The organism is Roseibaca calidilacus, from assembly GCF_001517585.1.
Taxonomy (GTDB): Bacteria; Pseudomonadota; Alphaproteobacteria; order Rhodobacterales; family Rhodobacteraceae; genus Roseinatronobacter; species Roseinatronobacter calidilacus.
Map to the genome: position 1 here is coordinate 15,134 of NZ_FBYC01000003.1, position 18,311 is coordinate 33,444.

The window sequence follows — 18,311 nt, forward strand, 5'->3', positions numbered from 1 at the left end:
GTAACGCCATCAAAACTCGGAGAAAGCCATGAGCCATCTACTCGACAAACTGAACTTCTTCCAGAGCAAGGAACTGGAACAATTCTCCGACGGTTGGGGTCAGACCACCCGCGAGAACCGCGACTGGGAGGACACCTACAGAAACCGCTGGCGGCACGACAAGATCGTGCGCTCGACCCATGGGGTGAACTGCACCGGGTCATGTTCATGGAAGATCTACGTCAAATCCGGGATCGTGACATGGGAAACCCAGCAGACCGACTATCCCCGCACCCGCGCGGGCCTGCCCAACCATGAACCGCGCGGCTGCGCGCGGGGCGCGTCCTACAGCTGGTATCTCTATTCCGCGAACCGGGTGAAGAACCCGCTGATCCGCGGCGCCCTGATGCGCGCCTGGCGCAAGATGCGTGAGACGATGACCCCGGTCGCCGCTTGGGCCGCGATCCAGAACGATCCGATCCTGCGGAGCTCTTATACCAAGACGCGCGGCAAGGGCGGGTTTGTCCGGGCAAGCTGGGACGAAGCGACCGAAATCGTCGCGGCCGCCAACGCCTATACCGCCAAGACTTACGGCCCCGACCGGGTGTTCGGCTTCTCCCCGATCCCGGCCATGTCGATGGTCAGCTATGCCGCGGGCTCGCGCTACCTGTCGCTTCTCGGCGGCACTTGCATGTCCTTCTACGACTGGTATTGCGACCTGCCGCCCGCGTCGCCGCAGACTTGGGGCGAACAGACCGACGTGCCGGAATCGGCCGATTGGTACAATGCGGGCTTCCTGATGCTCTGGGGTTCAAACGTGCCTCAGACGCGCACGCCTGATGCGCACTTTTATACCGAGGTCCGCTATCGCGGCACAAAATCCGCCGTAGTCAGCCCCGACTATTCCGAGGCCGCCAAGTTCGGTGACATCTGGCTGAACCCGCAGGCGGGCACCGATGCCGCGCTGGCGATGGCCATGGGCCATGTGATCCTGCGCGAATACCATCTGGACCGTCAGGCCGAGTATTTCGAGGACTACGCCCGCAAATACACCGACATGCCGATGCTGGTGCGTCTGGACGAACAGGATGGTCACCTTGTCCCGGGCCGGATGCTGCGCGCGGAAGATTTCGACGACAAGCTAGGCGAGACCAACAACCCCGACTGGAAGACTGTGGCCTATGATGAGGCCTCGGGCCAGATCGTTGCCCCCAACGGGTCCATCGGGTTCCGCTGGGGCGAGGAAGGCAAGTGGAACCTTGAGCAACGCGCCAAGGGAACGGATGCCCAACTGCGCCTGAGCCAGATCACGGATGGCGACCGTGACGAGGTTGTGGGAGTCGATTTCCCCTATTTCGGCGGTGTTGCAACGGGCGATTTCGTCAAATGCGACCACCCCGAAGTGCTGACCCGGAACATTCCGGCGAAGCGCGTGAAACTCGCCGATGGGTCCGAGGCGCTGGTCGCGACGGTGTTCGACCTGTTCTGCGCCAACTACGGGCTTGATCGAGGCCTTGGCGGTGAATGGGTGTCGAAGGATTTCAACGACGACAGCCCCTACACCCCTGCCTGGGCCGAAAAGATCACCGGCGTCGAGCGCGAGAAGATCATCGCGGTCGCGCGGGAATTCGCGGGCAACGCTGAAAAGACCCATGGCAAGTCCATGGTCATCCTCGGGGCCGGTCTGAACCACTGGTACCACATGGACATGAACTATCGCGGCATCATCAACATGCTGGTGATGTGCGGCTGCATCGGCCAAGAGGGCGGTGGCTGGTCGCATTACGTGGGGCAGGAGAAGCTCCGCCCGCAAACCGGCTGGCAGCCACTGGCCTTCGGCCTGGACTGGAGCCGTCCGCCACGCCACATGAATTCGACCTCTGCCTGGTATGCCCACACGGACCAATGGCGCTACGAGACGCTGAGCGCGGGCGAGATCCTGTCGCCCACCGCGCCGGAGGGCGATTGGGATATCAGCCTGATCGACTACAACATCCGCGCCGAACGCATGGGCTGGCTGCCGTCCGCCCCACAGCTGAAAACCAACCCGCTGGAGGTATCAAAGGCGGCCAAGAAAGCCGGCAAGGACATTCCCGCCTATGTCGCCGAACAACTGAAATCCGGCGTCCTGCAGATGTCGTGCGAAGACCCGGACGCCCCGGAGAACTGGCCGCGCAACCTCTTCGTCTGGCGCTCGAACCTGCTCGGCTCTTCGGGCAAGGGGCATGAATACTTCCTCAAGCACCTGCTCGGCACCGATCACGGCGTCATGGGCAAGGACCTGGGCGAGGAAGGCGGCGTCATGCCGAAGGAGGCCGTTTGGCATGACGAGGCGCCCAAGGGCAAACTCGATCTGCTGGTGACCATCGACTTCCGCATGTCCACCACCTGCGTTTATTCCGACATCGTCCTGCCCACGGCCAGCTGGTACGAAAAGGACGACCTGAACACCTCCGACATGCATCCGTTCATCCACCCGCTTCAGGCGGCGGTGGACCCGGCCTACGAGAGCAAGTCGGACTGGGAGATCTTCAAGTCGATCGCCCGGAAATTCTCGGAAGTCGCGCCCGAAGTGCTTGGCGTGGAAACGGACATCGTCCAACTTCCGCTGCTGCACGACACTCCCGGCGAATTGGCGCAGGCCCATGTGAAGGACTGGAAGAAGGGCGAATGCGACCTGATCCCCGGCAAGACCGCGCCCAACTATATCGCGGTCGAGCGGGATTATCCCAACCTCTACAAGAAGTTCACCTCGGTCGGTCCGCTTCTTGAAAAGCTGGGCAACGGTGGCAAGGGCATCAACTGGGATACCAAGGTCGAAGTCGGACATCTGCGCGACCTGAATGGCGTGGTGCACGACGAGGGTGTCTCGAAGGGTCACGCGAAGCTGGAAACCGCCATCGACGCGGCCGAGATGATCCTGATGCTCGCCCCCGAGACCAACGGCGAAGTAGCTGTCAAAGCCTGGGAGGAACTGGAGAAGCCCACCGGCCGCCACCATTCCCATCTGGCGGAAGGCGCGCATCACACCAAGATCCGCTTCCGCGATATCGCGGCGCAACCGCGCAAGATCATCTCCAGCCCCACATGGTCGGGCATCGAGAGCGAAGAGGTCTGCTACAACGCGGGTTACACCAACGTGCACGAACTGATCCCTTGGCGGACGCTGACGGGTCGTCAGCAACTTTATCAGGATCACCTTTGGATGCGAGCGTTTGGCGAAGGTTTCGTCAGCTACCGCCCACCGGTGGATCTCAAGACCATCACAGCCGCCGTCAACAACGACGCGGCCGAGGGCAGTCCGCATGTGGTGCTGAACTTCATCACGCCCCACCAGAAATGGGGCATCCATTCCACCTATACTGACAACCTGTTGATGCTGACGCTGAACCGGGGCGGGCCAGTGGTCTGGATGTCCGAGATCGACGCCCAGAAAGCGGGTCTCGTCGATAATGATTGGGTCGAGGCCTACAACATCAACGGTGCACTGACCGCGCGGGTCGTGGTGTCGCAGCGGATCAAGCAGGGAACCCTGTTCATGTATCACGCTCAGGAAAAGATCGTGAACACGCCTGGATCAGAGAAGACCGGCAATCGCGGCGGCATCCACAATTCCGTTACCCGCGCTACGCTCAAGCCCACCCACATGATCGGCGGCTACGCGCAGCTGTCCTACGGCTTCAACTACTACGGCACCGTTGGCAGCAACCGCGATGAATTCGTCATCGTGCGGAAAATGAAGAAAATCGACTGGCTCGACACTCCTGCAAGCCGGTCCGCAACCCACAAAGTGGAGGCAGCGGAATGAAAGTTCGTGCGCAAATCGGCAAGGTACTGAACCTCGACAAATGCATCGGGTGTCACACTTGCTCAGTGACCTGCAAGAACGTGTGGACGACGCGCGAAGGCGTTGAATACGCGTGGTTCAACAACGTCGAAACCAAGCCCGGCACCGGCTATCCTACCGATTGGGAAAACCAGAAACGCTGGAACGGGGGCTGGGTGCGCTCGGCGAGCGGCAAACTGCACCCCAAACAGGGAGCCAAGTGGCGGATTCTGGCCAATATCTTTGCCAACCCGTCGATGCCGGAAATCGATGACTACTATGAGCCGTTCGATTTCGACTATGACCACCTGAAATCCGCGCCGGATATGAATGCATTTCCCACCGCCCGGCCCCGGTCGAAGATCACCGGCGAACGGATGGAAAAGATCGAGAAAGGCCCGAACTGGGAGGAAATCCTCGGCGGTGAATTTTCAAAGCGGTCGCAGGACTACAATTTCGAGAATGTGCAGAAAGAGATTTATGGAGAGTATGAGAATACCTTCATGATGTATCTGCCGCGTCTGTGCGAGCATTGCCTCAATCCCACCTGTTCTGCCTCTTGCCCTTCAGGCGCGATCTACAAGCGCGAGGAAGACGGCATCGTCCTGATCGATCAGGAAAAATGCCGCGGCTGGCGGATGTGCGTCTCGGGCTGTCCCTACAAGAAAATCTACTACAACTGGGAAAGCGGAAAATCCGAGAAATGCACCTTCTGTTATCCGCGCATCGAGAGCGGCCAGCCTACGGTGTGTTCCGAAACCTGCGTGGGGCGAATCCGCTATCTAGGTGTCATTCTCTATGACGCCGACAAGATCGAAGCTGCCGCCAGCGCGGAACGCGAAACCGATCTTTATGGCGCGCAACTGGATGTGTTCCTTGATCCCAACGACCCCGAAGTGATTGCAGCCGCCCGCCGCGACGGCGTGCCGGAGGACTGGATCGAGGCCGCTAAGGTCAGCCCGATCTGGAAGATGGCGATGGACTGGAAGGTCGCCTTCCCGCTGCACCCCGAATACCGGACGCTGCCGATGGTCTGGTACATCCCGCCGCTCTCCCCGATCCAGAACGCGGCCGAGGCCGGGCAGATCGCTATGAGTGACCAGATGCCCGATGTGCGATCCTTGCGCATCCCCGTCAAATATCTCGCCAACATGCTGACGGCGGGCGACGAGGAGCCCATCGTTCATGCGCTGGAACGGATGTCGGCCATGCGGCTTTATATGCGCGCGCTGACGGTCGATGGGGTTCGCGACGAAGGCATCGCCGCCCGCGTCGGCATGTCGGGCCGCATGATCGAGGATATGTACAAGATCATGGCCATCGCGGATTACGAGGACCGTTTCGCGATCCCCACGGCGCACCGCGAACAGAACGAAGAGGGCGCCGACATCCGCGGCGGCTGTGGGTTCACTGATGGCAATGGCTGTTCCACCGGCGAGACGGGCAAGACAAGTCTGTTCGGCGGCAAGAAGAAGTCCTTTGCTCTGCCGCTGGAGTCATTCTGATGATGGATCGTACCCTCAAGGCGCTGTCGCTGACGCTCAGCTATCCGAGCGTTGACCTGCAAGACGCCATGCTCGAGATCGGGGCGGTGCTTGGCGCAGATCCCCGCATCGCGCCGGACACGCGAAAGGCCCTTCAAAAGCTGGCGGGTGAAATCGGGCAGGGCGACCTGTTCGATGTTCAAGAGAGCTATGTCATGCTCTTCGACCGCTCGCGCACGCTGTCGCTCAACCTCTTCGAGCATGTCCACGGCGAAAGCCGGGACCGGGGCGGCGCGATGGTCAGCCTGATCGAAACCTACCGGGAGGGCGGGTTTGAGCCCGCCACCACGGAACTGCCCGACCACCTGCCGGTGCTGCTGGAATTCCTGTCGACGCGTCCCTTTGCCGAAGCGCAGGAAACCTTGGCGGACGCGGCCCATATCCTCGACGCTTTGGCGGCCCGGCTTGTCCGACGCGAGAGTGGATATGCCGCCGCGTTCGCCGCTCTTTCCCAACTTGCCGGTGCGCAAGCCGATACGGAAGCCGTGGCTGAGATGCTGGCCCAGCCCGATGACGATCCCACCGACCTGACCGCCCTCGATGCGGTCTGGGAGGAAACCGAGGTCACCTTCGGCCCCGATCCCAACGCCGGCTGCCCGCAGGTCCGCGACATGCTGGCCCTGATGGACAAACCGGCTCTCAAAGCGGCCTCCGCACCTACCAACCTGAACAGGAGCGCATGACATGTTCGCCAATTTCGATATCAACTTCATGCTTTTTGGGGTCATGCCCTATGTCGCGCTGACGATCTTTCTCGTGGGCTCGATCGCGCGGTATGAACGTGATCCATTCACTTGGAAAAGCTCTTCGAGCCAGCTTCTGCGTCGCAAACAATTGATCTGGGGCTCGATCCTTTTTCATGTCGGTATCCTGACGGTATTCTTCGGTCACCTCGTTGGTCTGTTCACGCCCATCTGGGTGCTGGATGCCATCGGCATTCCCTATGGGTTGAAGCAGTGGATGGCGGTCTTGATCGGCGGGCCTGCGGGCATCGCTGCGCTGATCGGCTCGACGATGCTTCTTCACCGCCGCCTCGTTGATCCACGTATCCGCGTTACCTCGACGGTGCCTGACATCCTGATCATGGTCCTGATCTGGCTCCAGCTGGCTATCGGTCTGCTGACAATTACCCAGACGCTTCAGCACATGGATGGGTCGGAAATGGTCCGCTTCATGACTTGGTCGCAAAGCGTTGTGACATGGAACATCAATGCCTGGGTGACGGTGGTTGACGTGCATTGGCTTTACAAGCTGCATATCTTCCTTGGCCTGATCATCACGGCGCTCTTCCCCTTCACTCGACTTGTGCACATCTGGTCCGGTTTTGCAGCGCCTTTCCGCTACCTGCTGACGCGGCCGGGCTACCAGATCGTGCGTTCGCGCCGGACCCGTTCGCTTGAAGACCGCCGCCGCGCCTTTGACAAGCGACAGGGCAAAACCGGCCCCAAAATCACCACACCTGCGGAGTGACCATGATGAATATTGCTCTGTTTCCAGATGTTGTCGTGAATAATGAGACCATCCCCTCGGCGGCCATTGCCGCCGAGGCCCAGAACCACACGGCCCCCAAGGACAAGCCCGGCATCGCCTGGCGCAAGGCGGCGCAAGCCCTGACGATCCGCGCCTTGCTGCTGCAAGAGGCCCGCGCGCGCGGGCTGGTGTCTGATCCTCTTGAGTTGGCACCGGGGCGCTTCGAGACCGAGGAAGAGGCGCTGATCCGCGCGCTTCTGGACGCGGCACTAACCATCGCCCCGGTGACCGAGGACGCGGTGCGCGCCGAATGGGCTAAAGCCCCCGACCGTTACCGCTCGCCCCCGCTGTGGGACGTGTCACACATCCTTTGCGCCTGCGATCTGCGCGACGAAGAAGAGCGCGCAGCCACGCAAGCGCGGGCAACACATCTGCTGTCGAAACTCGACGGTGACGCCAAGGGCTTCGCCGCAGTCGCCCGTGAAAGTGATTGCGATTCCAAAGCATCGGGCGGTCACCTTGGCCAGCTTGGCCCCGGCGATACGGTGCCAGAATTCGAAGCGGCGCTGCGCGAACTTGATGAGGGCAACATCACCCCTGCACCCGTCTTGTCGCGTCACGGCTGGCATATCATCCGCCTGAACGCCATCGCGCCGGGGCAGGTGCTGCCCTTTGAGACTGTCCGGCCCAAGATTGCACAGGCGTTGGAAAAGGCTGCCTGGGCGCGGGCCTCACGGGACTTCGTCGAAACTCTGGCCCAAGGCGCAAAGATCACTGGCGCCAGCCTTGCACCGATCTGAAACCCGCGAAAGGACGTGTCATGCAACCGACAGAGACAGTGCTGCGTGGGTGTGGTGACAAACCGACAAGCCCGGGCCTGCTTGCAAATCCGCTGGATTTCATTAGCGAAGATCACCTGCGCGAACGTCAGATTTGCGCCGTGATCGAGCGGCTGGCAACGGCAACCTCCCTTGATCCTCAAGCGATAACAAGTGTCCTGCGATTCCTGAACGAAGAGCTGAACGTCCACCTGCGCGACGAGGCTGAAGATCTGTTCCCGCTTCTGTCCCGGCGCTGCACGCAGGAAGATGCGATCGAGGGCGCGATTACCCGCATCAGGGCCGATCAAGACGAGGCGATGCGTCTGTTGCCTCAAGTGCGTGCGATGCTGGCCGGTTGCCTTGATGACGGGGTCGACCTGACCGTGGAGGAGCGAGCCGTATTGACCAAATTCGCGGGGCATGTGCGCCGCCATGTCATCGCCGAAAACGCGATCCTTTTGCCGATTGCCCGTGTCAGGCTGACTCAGGTTGATCTGCGGACCCTGTCGAAACACATGCGGTCACGGCGCGGCCTGCCTGATCTTCTGGAGGCGATACATGCTGAATGATCTCCTGGCGCGCAACGAGGCGTGGTCGAAACAACGACACGTCGAGGAACCGGATTACTTCACTCGCCTTGCCACACTTCAGGCGCCCGAATTCTTCTGGATCGGCTGTTCGGACAGCGGCGTTCCGGCCAACGTGGTCGCGGGCCTCGATCCGGGTGAGGTCTTCGTCCATCGCAATGTCGCCAATATTGTTCATTCCTCGGATATGAACCTACTGTCGGCGCTGGAGTTCGCCGTCGAGGCGTTGCAGGTGCGCGAGATCATCGTTTGCGGCCACTACGGCTGCGGCGGGGTCAAGGCAGCGACGGAGGATTTACCCCACGGTCTGGCCGATCATTTGCTGGAACCGGTCCGGCGCCTCGCCCGTGCCTACGCGGTCGATCTGGGGCGTGAGCCCCACCTTGAGGCGCGACGCTACCGGCTGGCCGAATGGAATGTGGTCGAAGGTGTCCGGCGCGTCTGTGAAACGCCGATCTTGCAGCGGGCGTGGGAGCGCGGTGCCGTCGTGCGCGTGCATGGCCTGATCTACGGGCTCAAGTACGGGTGCCTGCGCGACCTCGATTGCAGCATTGGACCCGGACACTTTCAGACAGGCCATCATAGCCAGGAGGCAGTACAATGACGATCCATCAGGCCATCGCGTCACCGGGCTGCGGCTGCGACCGCTGGGATATGCTCCATCCGTTAATCAGCATTGACGAGGCCCTTACCCTGATTGCGGCGGATGCAACACCTGTCGGTCGAACCGAGGCCATGTCGCTCGACAGCGCTTTTGGCCGAATCCTCACACAGCCGGTCCGGAGCCGTTCGATGGCACCGTCCTTCGACAACGCGGCAATGGATGGCTATGCCATCGGGACCTCAGCCCTGACGGGGCTCGGTCCTTGGGCGCTTCGGGTCGTGGCACGCGTGCCTGCCGGGCAGGACTCCGCCACAGTGCTCGAGGGGACTTCGGCAGCCCGCATCTTCACGGGAGCGCCCATTCCCAAGGGCGCGGATTCTGTGGTGATGCAGGAAGACGTCGTGCGGGACGGGGACGTTATTCACCTCTCCCGCCGTCCCGTGGCGGGTCAGAACATCCGTGTAGCGGGCAGCGATATGGCCAAGGGCGCGACCGTTCTGGATATGGGCCGCAAGCTCGGCCCGAGGGAGATCGCTGCCTGCGCCGCGGCTGGAGCAGGCATCCTGCGCGTTCGGCGCAGACTGCGCGTGGCCCTGCTGGTCACCGGCGACGAGGTGCGGCGTGCGGGTGGCGCGCGCGAGGCCGCACAGATCTGGGACGTGAACACACCGATGCTCACGGCAAGCCTTGCACGTGCAGGCATTGAAATCGTCGCCTCCGCCCAAGGCGCCGACAATCTTTCGGGCCTGGTTCATCAACTGGGTGTAATGGCGGCGCAAGCCGACCTCGTCATTACCACGGGCGGCATCTCGGTGGGCGAAGAGGATCATGTGAAACCCGCCGTCATGGCACTCGGCGGCGAGACCCTGTTCAGTGGCGTGACGATCAAACCGGGCAAGCCAGTGACGCTCGGGCGCATCGGAAAGGCGCACTGGCTTGGATTGCCTGGCAATCCGGTTTCAGCTTTTGTTACGTTTCAGGTCTTTGGCACAGCGCTGATCCGTTCACTGACCGGCGAGGCGACTGGTACCCCGACCCGACGGCACGTCGTGACCGCGACTGAAATCCGCCGCAAGCCCGGGCGCTGCGAGCTCAGGCCCGCGACCTTGGCAGGCTTCGACCCGCACGGCCGCGAGATCGCCCATTTCGAGGATGCCACCCATTCAGCACGTGTTGGGCTGCTGCCCCTGGCGGACGGGCTGATGTTTCTGCCCGCCGATGCCGACAACCTGTCTGCCGGTGCGCTGGTCGAGTTCCAACCCTTCTGCCAATCTTGAGGAGACCAGAGATGAAACTTGCCTACACAATGGCGCCGGGGCGCGGCGATACGGATTTGGTGCTTGAACGGCTTGCAACAGACCTCGCGGCCCGGGGCCTCAGATGTTGCGGGACCGTTCAGATCAACAGCGAGCGCATCGACTCAGGCCCTTGCGACATGGACGTACGGGTGTTGCCCGATGGTGCCATATTGCGCATCAGTCAGGATCTGGGCCCGCAGGCGCGGGGGTGTCGCCTCGATCCAGCCGCTCTGGAAACAGCGGTCGGACTGGTCGCGACTGGCCTCTCATCCGGCGCGGACCTTTTGATCGTCAACAAGTTTGGCAAACACGAGGCCGAAGGGCGCGGGTTTCGTGATGTGATCGCCGAGGCGGTCGCGATGGATATCCCCGTTCTTGTTGGCATAAATGCGCTCAACCGGTCGGCCTTCGAGAGTTTTGCGGAAGGGTTGGCAATCCAGCTGCCGCCTGAACGGGCTGCGCTGATGGCGTGGGTGGAGGGTGTGGCAAAGACCGCGGATGCAATGATTTGATTTCAGCTGACGCTCGCGATTTTCCGTCCGTCCTCGCGCCATTCCGGCAGACCACCGTCGAGGCGTCGCGCATTTAAGCCGTGTCTTCGCAGAGCGGCTACCGCTTGGTGGGCGTAGACGCAGTAAGGGCCCCTGCAATACGCCACGATTTCAGCGGTTGAATCGAACATTGAAACGACCCCGTCGATTTCCGACAGCGTCGCATTCAGCGCGCCGGGAATGTGCCCGGCCGCGTATTCATCTGCAGGGCGGACATCCAGCACGGTCACCGAGCCGTCCGCAAGCCGCGCGGCCAGATCGGCGCGGCTGACCGGCTCAGGTGCGTCCTCCCCGTCCGAGAGGCCCCGCAGGATACGCTCGACCTGTGCTAGGTTTCGCTCAGCGATGATGCGCAGCAGGTCCATCAGCTGAAGCGTCTTCGCATCGGTCAGCCGGTAGATCACTGATTTGCCGTCGCGGCGGCTGGTAACGAGTGCCGCGCGACGCAACTGCTGCAGATGCTGCGAGCAGTTGGCGATAGTGAGGCCGGTCTTTTCCGCAAGCGCCTCCACCCCACGCTCGCCCTGTGCCAGTTGTTCGAGCAACATCAATCGCGCCGGCGCGGACAGGGCGCGCGCGACGAGGGCGTATTCCTCGAGTAGGGCGGTTTTGGGACTGATTGACACCGGATGTCTCCCGAGATTATATCATTCAAGCGATAACTTGAATTATAACGAATCCATCGCGTCCCACAAGTCAAAAGGCCCGCATCCATGTCAGAGACCATCCTTGCCGCCGAACCGACGATCCGCCTTGCGATTTTCCTTGGCGTGCTGGTGGCCATGGCGCTGTGGGAGGTGGCCGCGCCCCGGCGTCGGCGGGAAATCCCGCGCGTGATCCGCTGGACCAATAATCTTGCGCTCGTCGTGGTTGACACGATCATTTTGCGGCTGTCCTTTCCCATCATCGCCGTCGGGCTGGCCGTCATGGCTGAAGATCGTGGCTGGGGCCTGTTCAACAATATCGACGCCCCGTTCTGGGTCGCGGTCGTGGTCTCGATGCTGCTGCTCGATCTTGCGATCTACCTCCAGCACGTGATGTTCCACGCCGTGCCCGGGCTCTGGCGGTTGCACCGGATGCACCACGCCGATTTGGACTTCGATGCCACCACGGGGCTGCGCTTCCATCCGGTGGAAATCCTGATCTCCATGGGGATCAAGCTGGCGGTGGTCGCCGCCCTCGGCCCACCCGCCATTGCCGTGCTGCTGTTTGAGGTGCTCCTGAACGCCACGGCGATGTTCAACCACGCCAATATCGACCTGCCGCGCCCGGTGGACCGCGTGTTGCGCCTGTTCGTCGTCACCCCAGACATGCACCGGGTCCACCATTCCGTCGATCCGCGCGAGACAAACTCGAACTACGGCTTCAACCTGCCGTGGTGGGACCGGCTGCTCGGCACCTACATTGCTCAGCCCGCCAAAGGGCACGAGGGGATGGAGATCGGCATCGAGCAGTTCCGCACACGCCGCGACCTGTGGCTCGACCGGATGCTGATCCAGCCTCTGCGCGGGCCTGCGAGCGGCCACGCACTCGATCCGCGGAACACGACAAAGGAGCCCGCCGAATGACCGCAAGCGAATTTACGCGCGGCATCCGCGAGAACCGGGTGCAGGTCTTGCACCAACTGATCCAGGTCATGCTGGTGGGCTTCGCCATCGGGATGACCCGCACGGTGGTCCCGGCGCTGGCCGAAAGCGAATTCGGGCTGGAGCGCGGGTCGTTCCTGCTGCTTGCCTCCTTCGTGGTGGCGTTTGGCGCGGTTAAGGCGGTGATGAACTTTGTCGCCGGGCGCTGGTCGGAGCGGATCGGGCGCAAGCGGGTGCTGTTCTGGGGCTGGATCGTGGCGCTGCCGATCCCGGTGATGATCTGGTATGCGCCGGACTGGAACTGGATAGTCGCGGCGACCGTGCTTCTGGGCGTCAACCAGGGCCTCTGCTGGTCGATGACGCAGACCGCGAAGCTCGACATCACCAAGGCCGAGGAGCGCGGGCTCACCATGGGGCTCAACGAGTTCTCGGGCTATGTCGGTGTGGCTATCGCAGGCATCCTGACCGCCTATGCCGCCGAATGGCTGGGGGCACGGGTCGGCTTGCTCGTCTTCGGCATGGCCGTGGTCCTGCTGGCGCTGCTGCTCACTGTCGTCTGGGTGAAGGACACGCTGCCATGGGCGAAGGCGGAGACCGCCGCGCACAAGGCCGCACCGCCGAAATCCCTGCCGCGCTATCCGCAGGGCGTGTCCGAGCATCCCACGACGGGCGAGGTCTTCGCGCTGATGAGCTGGCGCGACCGCCGCCTCTTCGCGATCTCCCAGGCGGGGCTGGTCGAGAAGTTCGTCGATGCGCTGGTCTGGGCGCTGTTCCCGGTCTTTCTCGTGACGCAGGGCGCGACCCTGGCGCAGGTCGGCTGGATCGTCGGCACCTACGGCTTCGTCTGGGGCGGATCGCAGCTCTTCACCGGGCGGCTGTCGGACCATGTGGGGCGGTTCTGGCCCAACGTGCTGGGCATGTGGATCTGCGGCGCGGGCGTGGCGATGGTGGTCATGGGCACAGGCGCGCTCTGGTGGTCGGTCTCGGCGGGGGTGGCAGGCTTCGGTATGGCGCTGCTTTATCCGAACCTCTCGGCGGCCGTGGCCGACATCACGCCGCCCGCCTGGCGCGGCTCGGCCATCGGCATCTACCGCTTCTGGCGCGATCTCGGCTATGCCATCGGCGCACTCGGTCTTGGGCTGGCGGCGAGCCTGACTGGTGCTGCCGAAGCCGCCTTCTGGTTCGTCGCGATCTCGATGTTCGTCTCCGGCGCCTTGCTCTTCTGGCTCGGCGAGGAAACCCACCCGCGACTGAACCCCGCCCCCGAAGGAGCACAGCCATGAAACACCTGATCCTGCTGAACGACCCGCCCTATGGCACCGAGCGCAGCTTCAACGGCCTGCGCATGGCCCACGCGCTGGCCAAGAACGATCCGGACGCGGAGATCACCGTCTTCCTGATGGCCGACGCGGTGCTCTGCGCCAAGGCGGGGCAGAAGACGCCCGACGGGTTCTACAATCTCGAGCGGATGATCCGCAGGGTTCTGTCGTCGAAGGGGCGCGTGCTGATGTGCGGCACCTGCATGGATGCGCGCGGCCTCGCCGAGGGCGACATGATGGAAGGGCCGACGCGGTCCACCATGGACGAACTGGCGCAAGCGACGCTCGCCGCCGACAAGGTGCTGGTGTTCTGATGGCTCAGATGCTGACGCTCGCCGCCCTCGCAGCCGATCCGGATCGGTTCCACCTGATCGACGTCCGCGATGCCGAGGACTACGCCGCGGCGCATGTCGCAGGCGCCGTGCATATCCCGCTGGCCGAACTCGAAGACCGGGCAGAAGAAATCCCGGCCGGCAGAACAGCCGTGGCCATCTGCGGCAAGGGCGGCGGGCGATCCGCCGAAGGGGCGGACATCCTGAACAGGCTCGGCCAGCCGGACGCCGTCTGGCTAGAAAGCGGCACGACCGGCTGGCTTGCACGAAACACCTGTACACCAAGAAACCGGAATGGAGGAGACCCCCGGATGACCCTGAAACACCTACTTTTGGCGACGACCGTCGCGCTCGGGCTGCACGCAGCGCCTGCGATGGCGCAGGACGCCGCCGTTGAGGCTATGCAGGAATACCTGATGTTCTCGGACTACGAATCCGGCATCATCCTGCCCCAGCAACTCGACCAGACCGTCTTCGAGACCGCGCTCTTCGTTGACACCCGCGACGCGGGCCAGTTCGAGGAAGGCACGATACCCGGTTCCGTCAATATCGAGTGGCGCGAAGTGCTCGACCGGATCGACGAGATCCCCGAGGATCGCATGACCATCCTGTTCTGCAACACCGGCAGCCTCTCGGCGCAGGCCGCCTTCGCGCTGCGCGTGGCGGGGCGGTCGAACGTGCTCGTCATGCAGAGCGGATATACCGGCTGGCAACAGGACGCGGCATACAGGCCCTGATCCGACAGACCCATGGCCGGGCGGTGCGCCGTCCGGCCGGCCACACAGGAAGCCTCATGTCCGACGCCACACTGCCCGTCCCGCCAATCTTGTCGGACAAGCATCACGACACCCCGTCCGCTTTTACGCCCGAAAGCCTGCTGCGCGAGGCGCGCCGGCAGAAGGGCGCGGAGGCCGTCGCGGTGCCGACGGTCTGCCTGCTCGACCCTGATGGCGACATTGTCCGCCAGCTTCGGGCCGATGGCCGGGCGCAGCGGCACGAAGGATGGGTCTGCTACCACACCGACATGTGGGTGTTCGAATTGGACGGCTTTGAGATCGGCGTGGTCGGCTGCGCTGTCGGGGCTTCCTTCGCCGTGCTTGTCGCAGAGGAGATGTTCGCCTCCGGTTGCGAACTTCTGGTCAGCGTCACCTCGTCGGGGCAGATCACGCCGCAGGGTGCGCCGCCGTATTTCATTTTGATCGACCGAGCGTGGCGTGACGAGGGTACGAGCTATCACTACCTCGCGCCCTCTGACTGGAGCGACGCACCGGGGCATCTGCTGTCACGGCTGGACGGTGCTTTCGACGATGGCCCAAACGTGATGAGCGGTGCGACATGGACCACCGACGCGCCCTTCCGCGAAACGGATCTGGCCATCGCAGCCGCTCGGGCCCGCGGTATCCTCGCCGTAGAGATGGAGGCAGCCGGGCTCTATGCCTTCGCACAGTCGCGCGGGCGCGCCGTGATCTGCCTCGCGCATGTCACCAACCAGATGGGGACCATCGAGGGTGACTTCGAAAAGGGAGAGGCGAACGGGACAGCCGATGCCCTCGCCGTCGTCTCGTGCATCATCGCGCGGCTGTGCTGAGCCGCGGCTTTTGCAAGACGGCTCACAGCGCCGTGCCGCTCTGGCCGAGCGTTACCCTGGTTTGCATCACATGAAATGGCGCCGGCCCGTCCGCCACAGGTCTGACGGGTTCAACAGCGCGTCTTGATCCGACGACGGGCAAGCTCGCGGTAAAGCGCTTCGCGCGACACGCCTAGTTCGCTGGCCACATCCTGCCACCGACCTTTGTCAGGCAGTGCATGCCCTTCGCAGAGCCAGGCGTCCAGCCGATCCGCCACCTTGGGCAGTGACCGGATTTCCGAGCGCACCCGGGCCGCTTGGACCGACCGCGCAAGCGTCTGCATCCAGCGCTCCGCAAGGTCGGGGTCCTCCGTCAACCGCGCCCGGAAGATCTGACGCGGCAAGACCGCCCCAACGGAGGCAGCCGATGCCACCGCGTCGCAGTGATAGACGTCGGACCAGGCAGAGGCTTCGGCAAGGATCTGACCGGCTCCCGCGCGATGCAGGATCAGCCGAAGCCCGTGGCCTGTATGACGGACGAGATCGGCGCGCCCGTCCCGGAGCAGCATCATCGACACCACCTTGTCACCCGCGCGGAACAGGGTCTCCCCGGCGACGAAATCCCGCGCCGCTGCATTGGCGAAAAGGTCTTCGAATATCTCTGACATGATCATGATCATATGAGGCGCGGCTGCCAGATGCGAGAGAAGAAGAAATACCTCAGGAGTCTCTTGATGTTCCGCCTTGCTCTCGCCCTTTGCGCCATGGCCTTTCCCATGGACCTTCTCGCCCAGACCCACGGCCATTCCCCCTATGCCGGGCTGGAAGGCCGCGAGATCAAGAGCTTGTCCGAGGCTGATCTGGAAGATCTGCGCCTCGGGCGCGGGTGGGGACTGGCGCTTGCCGCCGAACTGAACGGCGTGCCCGGCCCGGCGCATCTGCTCGAGCTGCAAGCCGAGTTGGGTCTGGACGCCGGTCAGGTCGCAGCCATCGAGGACCTCTTTGAACCGCCCCGGGTTTACCGGAGGGCAAAACTCTCGGAGAATTGCCCGTTATGGAACAGAATCGAAAGAAGACCCCGAAGCCGTATTCACCCGAGTTCCGCGAGCGTGCGGTGCGGCTTGTTGCGGAGCACCGCGACGAATATCGAAGCGACGCAGCAGCGCATGCTGCGATCGCCAGCAAATTGGGCTGTTCGCCAGACAGTCTTCGCGATTGGGTTCGGCAGGCCCAGCGTGATGGTGGCGAGCGGCCGGGACCGACCAGCGCTGAGAAGGCTCGGATCAAAGAGCTTGAGCGTGAAGTGCGTGAGCTTCGGCAAGCGAACGAGATACTGAAGAAGGCCTCGGCGTATTTTGCGATGGCGGAGCTCGACCGCCCGTTTCGCAAGTGATTGCTTTCATTGAAGATCACAGGGGCCAGTTCGGGGTCGAGCCGATGTGTAAGATGTTACAGATCGCCCCATCCACCTATTATGATCGGCGCGCCATTGCGCGTGATCCTGATCGCGCGTCAGTGCGGGCGAAGTCTGACGCTGACCTCTGCGTCAAGATCGATGCCGCCTGGAAGAACAACCGCAAGCTCTACGGCGCGCGGAAGGTCTGGCATGTCTTGCTCAGAGACAATGAGGAGGTTGCTCGATGCACGGTGGAACGGTTGATGCGCCGTTTGGGCCTGAAAGGCGTCCTTCGGGGCAAAAAGGTGATCACCACAAACCCCGACACGTCCCAGCCGTGCCCCGACGACAAAGTGAACCGCGTGTTCAAAGCGGATCGGCCGAACCAGCTTTGGGTGTCCGACTTCACCTATGTGCAGACCTGGTCGGGAACCGTCTATGTGGCCTTCGTAATTGATGTCTTCGCGCGCCGCATCGTCGGCTGGCGCGTCTCGACCTCAATGGCCACGCAGTTTGTTCTCGACGCCCTGGAGCAAGCCATCTGGCAAAGAAAAACGCCTGATAACAAGGAGCTAATCCACCACTCGGATCGTGGATCGCAATATCTGTCGATCAAATACACTGAGCGGCTCATCGAAGTCGGCATCGATCCGTCCGTCGGAACGGTCGGCGACTCTTATGACAATGCTTTGGCCGAATGTGTCATCGGGCTTTTCAAAACCGAGGTCATCAACCAGATCGGCCCATGGAAATCAATGCGCGAAGTCGAATGGGAGACCCTGAAATGGGTCGACTGGTATAACAACCGCCGGCTGCTCGGCCCAATCGGCTACGTCCCGCCAGCAGAAGCAGAGGAGGCGTTCTATCAAAACCTGAACACACTCGATATGGTCGCCTGAAAAATGAACAAATCACCCTCCGGTAAACCCGGGGCGGTTCATCTTGCGTGGATCGGTCAGGCTCTGAAACCGTTCGACGGAAATGAAGCCCTCGATGTCGTCCAGCATTGGACGCATCTCGGCCGCGATATCGAGGTAATCCTGCTTTCGTTCGTCCGCCGGTTCGACTTCGAAGATCACGGCAATCATGTCGCGTTACCGTGCGGCGCGGATGCGAGCTTCAGGAACGTCCTGTCCTCGCGCAGCAGAAACTTCTCCTTCTGGGCAAACTCATAGTTTTCCCGCCCGAGCGGGTCGTCGGCCAGTCTGGCGCGATAGGCCTCATAGTCCGCAAGGCTGGCCACATTGTAGATACCGTAGGCGAGGGTGGATGACCCTTCGTGCGGGGCGTAGTAGCCGATCAGATCGGCCCCGCAACGCGGAATTGCCTGCCCCCAGTTGCGAGCGTATTCCTCGAACTTGTTCTTCTTGGTGGGGTCGATGTGGTAGCGGATGACGCATGTCAGCATGGGTGTCCCTTTCGCGGTTGCTT

Annotated in this window: 18 protein-coding genes, 1 pseudogene and 1 other annotated feature; of the genes and pseudogenes, 15 read left to right on the forward strand and 4 right to left on the reverse strand. The window is 62.5% G+C overall.

Going from position 1 to position 18,311, the window contains the following annotated elements:
* The first annotated feature begins 28 nt into the window (after positions 1-28).
* Genes AWT76_RS02960 through AWT76_RS03000 form a run of 9 tightly spaced genes read left to right on the forward strand, consistent with a single transcriptional unit; the run spans position 29 to position 10,641 of the window.
* Positions 29-3,787: a nitrate reductase subunit alpha gene (locus tag AWT76_RS02960; RefSeq protein ID WP_072244844.1), complete on the forward strand. Its 3,759-nt coding sequence runs from the start codon at positions 29-31 to the stop codon at positions 3,785-3,787.
* The gene (gene narH / locus AWT76_RS02965) at positions 3,784-5,310 is read left to right on the forward strand and encodes a nitrate reductase subunit beta (RefSeq protein WP_072244845.1); all 1,527 of its coding nucleotides are present in this window, start codon (positions 3,784-3,786) and stop codon (positions 5,308-5,310) included. The genes AWT76_RS02960 and narH overlap by 4 nt, the downstream gene beginning before the upstream one ends.
* 2 nt (positions 5,311-5,312) lie before the next feature.
* Complete coding sequence (gene narJ / locus AWT76_RS02970) at positions 5,313-6,032, forward strand: nitrate reductase molybdenum cofactor assembly chaperone (RefSeq protein ID WP_072244939.1); 720 nt, start codon at positions 5,313-5,315, stop codon at positions 6,030-6,032.
* Position 6,033: 1 nt separating this feature from the next.
* A complete protein-coding gene (gene narI / locus AWT76_RS02975) occupies positions 6,034-6,819 on the forward strand; it encodes a respiratory nitrate reductase subunit gamma (RefSeq protein ID WP_072244846.1) in 786 nt (261 codons plus the stop codon).
* A 2-nt stretch (positions 6,820-6,821) separates the two neighbouring features.
* Positions 6,822-7,619, forward strand: a complete 798-nt coding sequence (locus tag AWT76_RS02980; RefSeq protein WP_342667152.1) for a peptidylprolyl isomerase — start codon at positions 6,822-6,824, stop codon at positions 7,617-7,619.
* A gap of 20 nt (positions 7,620-7,639) precedes the next feature.
* Positions 7,640-8,209, forward strand: coding sequence for a hemerythrin domain-containing protein (locus AWT76_RS02985; RefSeq protein ID WP_072244847.1), 570 nt, complete (start codon positions 7,640-7,642; stop codon positions 8,207-8,209).
* Complete coding sequence (locus AWT76_RS02990; protein WP_072244848.1) at positions 8,199-8,831, forward strand: carbonic anhydrase; 633 nt, start codon at positions 8,199-8,201, stop codon at positions 8,829-8,831. The genes AWT76_RS02985 and AWT76_RS02990 overlap by 11 nt, the downstream gene beginning before the upstream one ends.
* A complete protein-coding gene (locus tag AWT76_RS02995) occupies positions 8,828-10,108 on the forward strand; it encodes a molybdopterin molybdotransferase MoeA (protein WP_072244849.1) in 1,281 nt (426 codons plus the stop codon). The genes AWT76_RS02990 and AWT76_RS02995 overlap by 4 nt, the downstream gene beginning before the upstream one ends.
* A gap of 11 nt (positions 10,109-10,119) precedes the next feature.
* The gene (locus tag AWT76_RS03000) at positions 10,120-10,641 is read left to right on the forward strand and encodes a DUF2478 domain-containing protein (protein WP_072244850.1); all 522 of its coding nucleotides are present in this window, start codon (positions 10,120-10,122) and stop codon (positions 10,639-10,641) included.
* A gap of 2 nt (positions 10,642-10,643) precedes the next feature.
* On the opposite strand, the gene AWT76_RS03005 is transcribed toward AWT76_RS03000, so the two are convergent.
* Positions 10,644-11,306 (reverse strand): ArsR/SmtB family transcription factor, encoded by a 663-nt coding sequence (locus AWT76_RS03005; RefSeq protein ID WP_072244851.1) that lies wholly within the window; start codon positions 11,304-11,306, stop codon positions 10,644-10,646.
* A gap of 87 nt (positions 11,307-11,393) precedes the next feature.
* Between AWT76_RS03005 and AWT76_RS03010 the strand changes: the two genes are divergently transcribed.
* From AWT76_RS03010 to AWT76_RS03035, 5 genes are read left to right on the forward strand one after another with little or no spacing between them, the layout of a single operon-like run.
* A complete protein-coding gene (locus AWT76_RS03010; protein WP_072244852.1) occupies positions 11,394-12,248 on the forward strand; it encodes a sterol desaturase family protein in 855 nt (284 codons plus the stop codon).
* Positions 12,245-13,549 carry an MFS transporter gene (locus tag AWT76_RS03015; protein WP_072244853.1) on the forward strand — a complete coding sequence of 435 codons (1,305 nt, stop codon included), beginning with the start codon at positions 12,245-12,247 and terminating at the stop codon, positions 13,547-13,549. The genes AWT76_RS03010 and AWT76_RS03015 overlap by 4 nt, the downstream gene beginning before the upstream one ends.
* The gene (locus AWT76_RS03020) at positions 13,546-13,899 is read left to right on the forward strand and encodes a DsrE/DsrF/TusD sulfur relay family protein (protein ID WP_072244854.1); all 354 of its coding nucleotides are present in this window, start codon (positions 13,546-13,548) and stop codon (positions 13,897-13,899) included. Before AWT76_RS03015 ends, AWT76_RS03020 begins: the two co-directional genes overlap by 4 nt.
* Positions 13,899-14,654: a rhodanese-like domain-containing protein gene (locus tag AWT76_RS17055; RefSeq protein WP_082700074.1), complete on the forward strand. Its 756-nt coding sequence runs from the start codon at positions 13,899-13,901 to the stop codon at positions 14,652-14,654. Before AWT76_RS03020 ends, AWT76_RS17055 begins: the two co-directional genes overlap by 1 nt.
* A 56-nt stretch (positions 14,655-14,710) precedes the next feature.
* A complete protein-coding gene (locus AWT76_RS03035) occupies positions 14,711-15,505 on the forward strand; it encodes a nucleoside phosphorylase (RefSeq protein ID WP_072244855.1) in 795 nt (264 codons plus the stop codon).
* A gap of 110 nt (positions 15,506-15,615) precedes the next feature.
* Here the strand turns inward: AWT76_RS03035 and AWT76_RS03040 are convergent, their stop codons facing one another.
* Positions 15,616-16,437 (reverse strand): Crp/Fnr family transcriptional regulator, encoded by an 822-nt coding sequence (locus AWT76_RS03040; protein ID WP_176699320.1) that lies wholly within the window; start codon positions 16,435-16,437, stop codon positions 15,616-15,618.
* A 101-nt stretch (positions 16,438-16,538) separates the two neighbouring features.
* On the opposite strand from AWT76_RS03040, the gene AWT76_RS03060 reads away from it, so the two are divergent.
* Positions 16,539-17,779 (forward strand): IS3 family transposase gene (locus AWT76_RS03060; RefSeq protein ID WP_407071404.1). Its coding sequence is split into 2 segments (ribosomal slippage): positions 16,539-16,839 and positions 16,839-17,779, totalling 1,242 coding nucleotides; the frame shifts between segments, so codons are not numbered across the junction.
* Positions 16,832-16,948 (forward strand) — a sequence feature (AL1L pseudoknot). (Overlaps the previous gene by 117 nt.)
* A 39-nt stretch (positions 17,780-17,818) precedes the next feature.
* Here the strand turns inward: AWT76_RS03060 and AWT76_RS03065 are convergent.
* Positions 17,819-17,968, reverse strand: a pseudogene (locus tag AWT76_RS03065) (antibiotic biosynthesis monooxygenase family protein); the annotation flags it as partial.
* A complete protein-coding gene (locus AWT76_RS03070; RefSeq protein ID WP_072244858.1) occupies positions 17,965-18,288 on the reverse strand; it encodes an NIPSNAP family protein in 324 nt (107 codons plus the stop codon). The gene AWT76_RS03070 and the pseudogene AWT76_RS03065, both read right to left, overlap by 4 nt.
* Positions 18,289-18,311: the final 23 nt, after the last annotated feature.

Excerpts from the sequence above, each read along its gene's own strand:
- AWT76_RS03070 (WP_072244858.1), bottom strand. The coding sequence starts at position 18,288 with ATGCTGACATGCGTCATCCGCTACCACATCGACCCCACCAAGAAGAAC.
- AWT76_RS03020 (WP_072244854.1), top strand. The coding sequence starts at position 13,546 with ATGAAACACCTGATCCTGCTGAACGACCCGCCCTATGGCACCGAGCGC.
- AWT76_RS02995 (WP_072244849.1), top strand. The coding sequence starts at position 8,828 with ATGACGATCCATCAGGCCATCGCGTCACCGGGCTGCGGCTGCGACCGC.
- AWT76_RS02985 (WP_072244847.1), top strand. The coding sequence starts at position 7,640 with ATGCAACCGACAGAGACAGTGCTGCGTGGGTGTGGTGACAAACCGACA.
- AWT76_RS03000 (WP_072244850.1), top strand. The coding sequence starts at position 10,120 with ATGAAACTTGCCTACACAATGGCGCCGGGGCGCGGCGATACGGATTTG.
- AWT76_RS03035 (WP_072244855.1), top strand. The coding sequence starts at position 14,711 with ATGTCCGACGCCACACTGCCCGTCCCGCCAATCTTGTCGGACAAGCAT.
- narJ (WP_072244939.1), top strand. The coding sequence starts at position 5,313 with ATGGATCGTACCCTCAAGGCGCTGTCGCTGACGCTCAGCTATCCGAGC.
- AWT76_RS03010 (WP_072244852.1), top strand. The coding sequence starts at position 11,394 with ATGTCAGAGACCATCCTTGCCGCCGAACCGACGATCCGCCTTGCGATT.
- AWT76_RS03015 (WP_072244853.1), top strand. The coding sequence starts at position 12,245 with ATGACCGCAAGCGAATTTACGCGCGGCATCCGCGAGAACCGGGTGCAG.
- AWT76_RS02960 (WP_072244844.1), top strand. The coding sequence starts at position 29 with ATGAGCCATCTACTCGACAAACTGAACTTCTTCCAGAGCAAGGAACTG.
- narH (WP_072244845.1), top strand. The coding sequence starts at position 3,784 with ATGAAAGTTCGTGCGCAAATCGGCAAGGTACTGAACCTCGACAAATGC.
- narI (WP_072244846.1), top strand. The coding sequence starts at position 6,034 with ATGTTCGCCAATTTCGATATCAACTTCATGCTTTTTGGGGTCATGCCC.
- AWT76_RS17055 (WP_082700074.1), top strand. The coding sequence starts at position 13,899 with ATGGCTCAGATGCTGACGCTCGCCGCCCTCGCAGCCGATCCGGATCGG.
- AWT76_RS02980 (WP_342667152.1), top strand. The coding sequence starts at position 6,822 with ATGATGAATATTGCTCTGTTTCCAGATGTTGTCGTGAATAATGAGACC.
- AWT76_RS02990 (WP_072244848.1), top strand. The coding sequence starts at position 8,199 with ATGCTGAATGATCTCCTGGCGCGCAACGAGGCGTGGTCGAAACAACGA.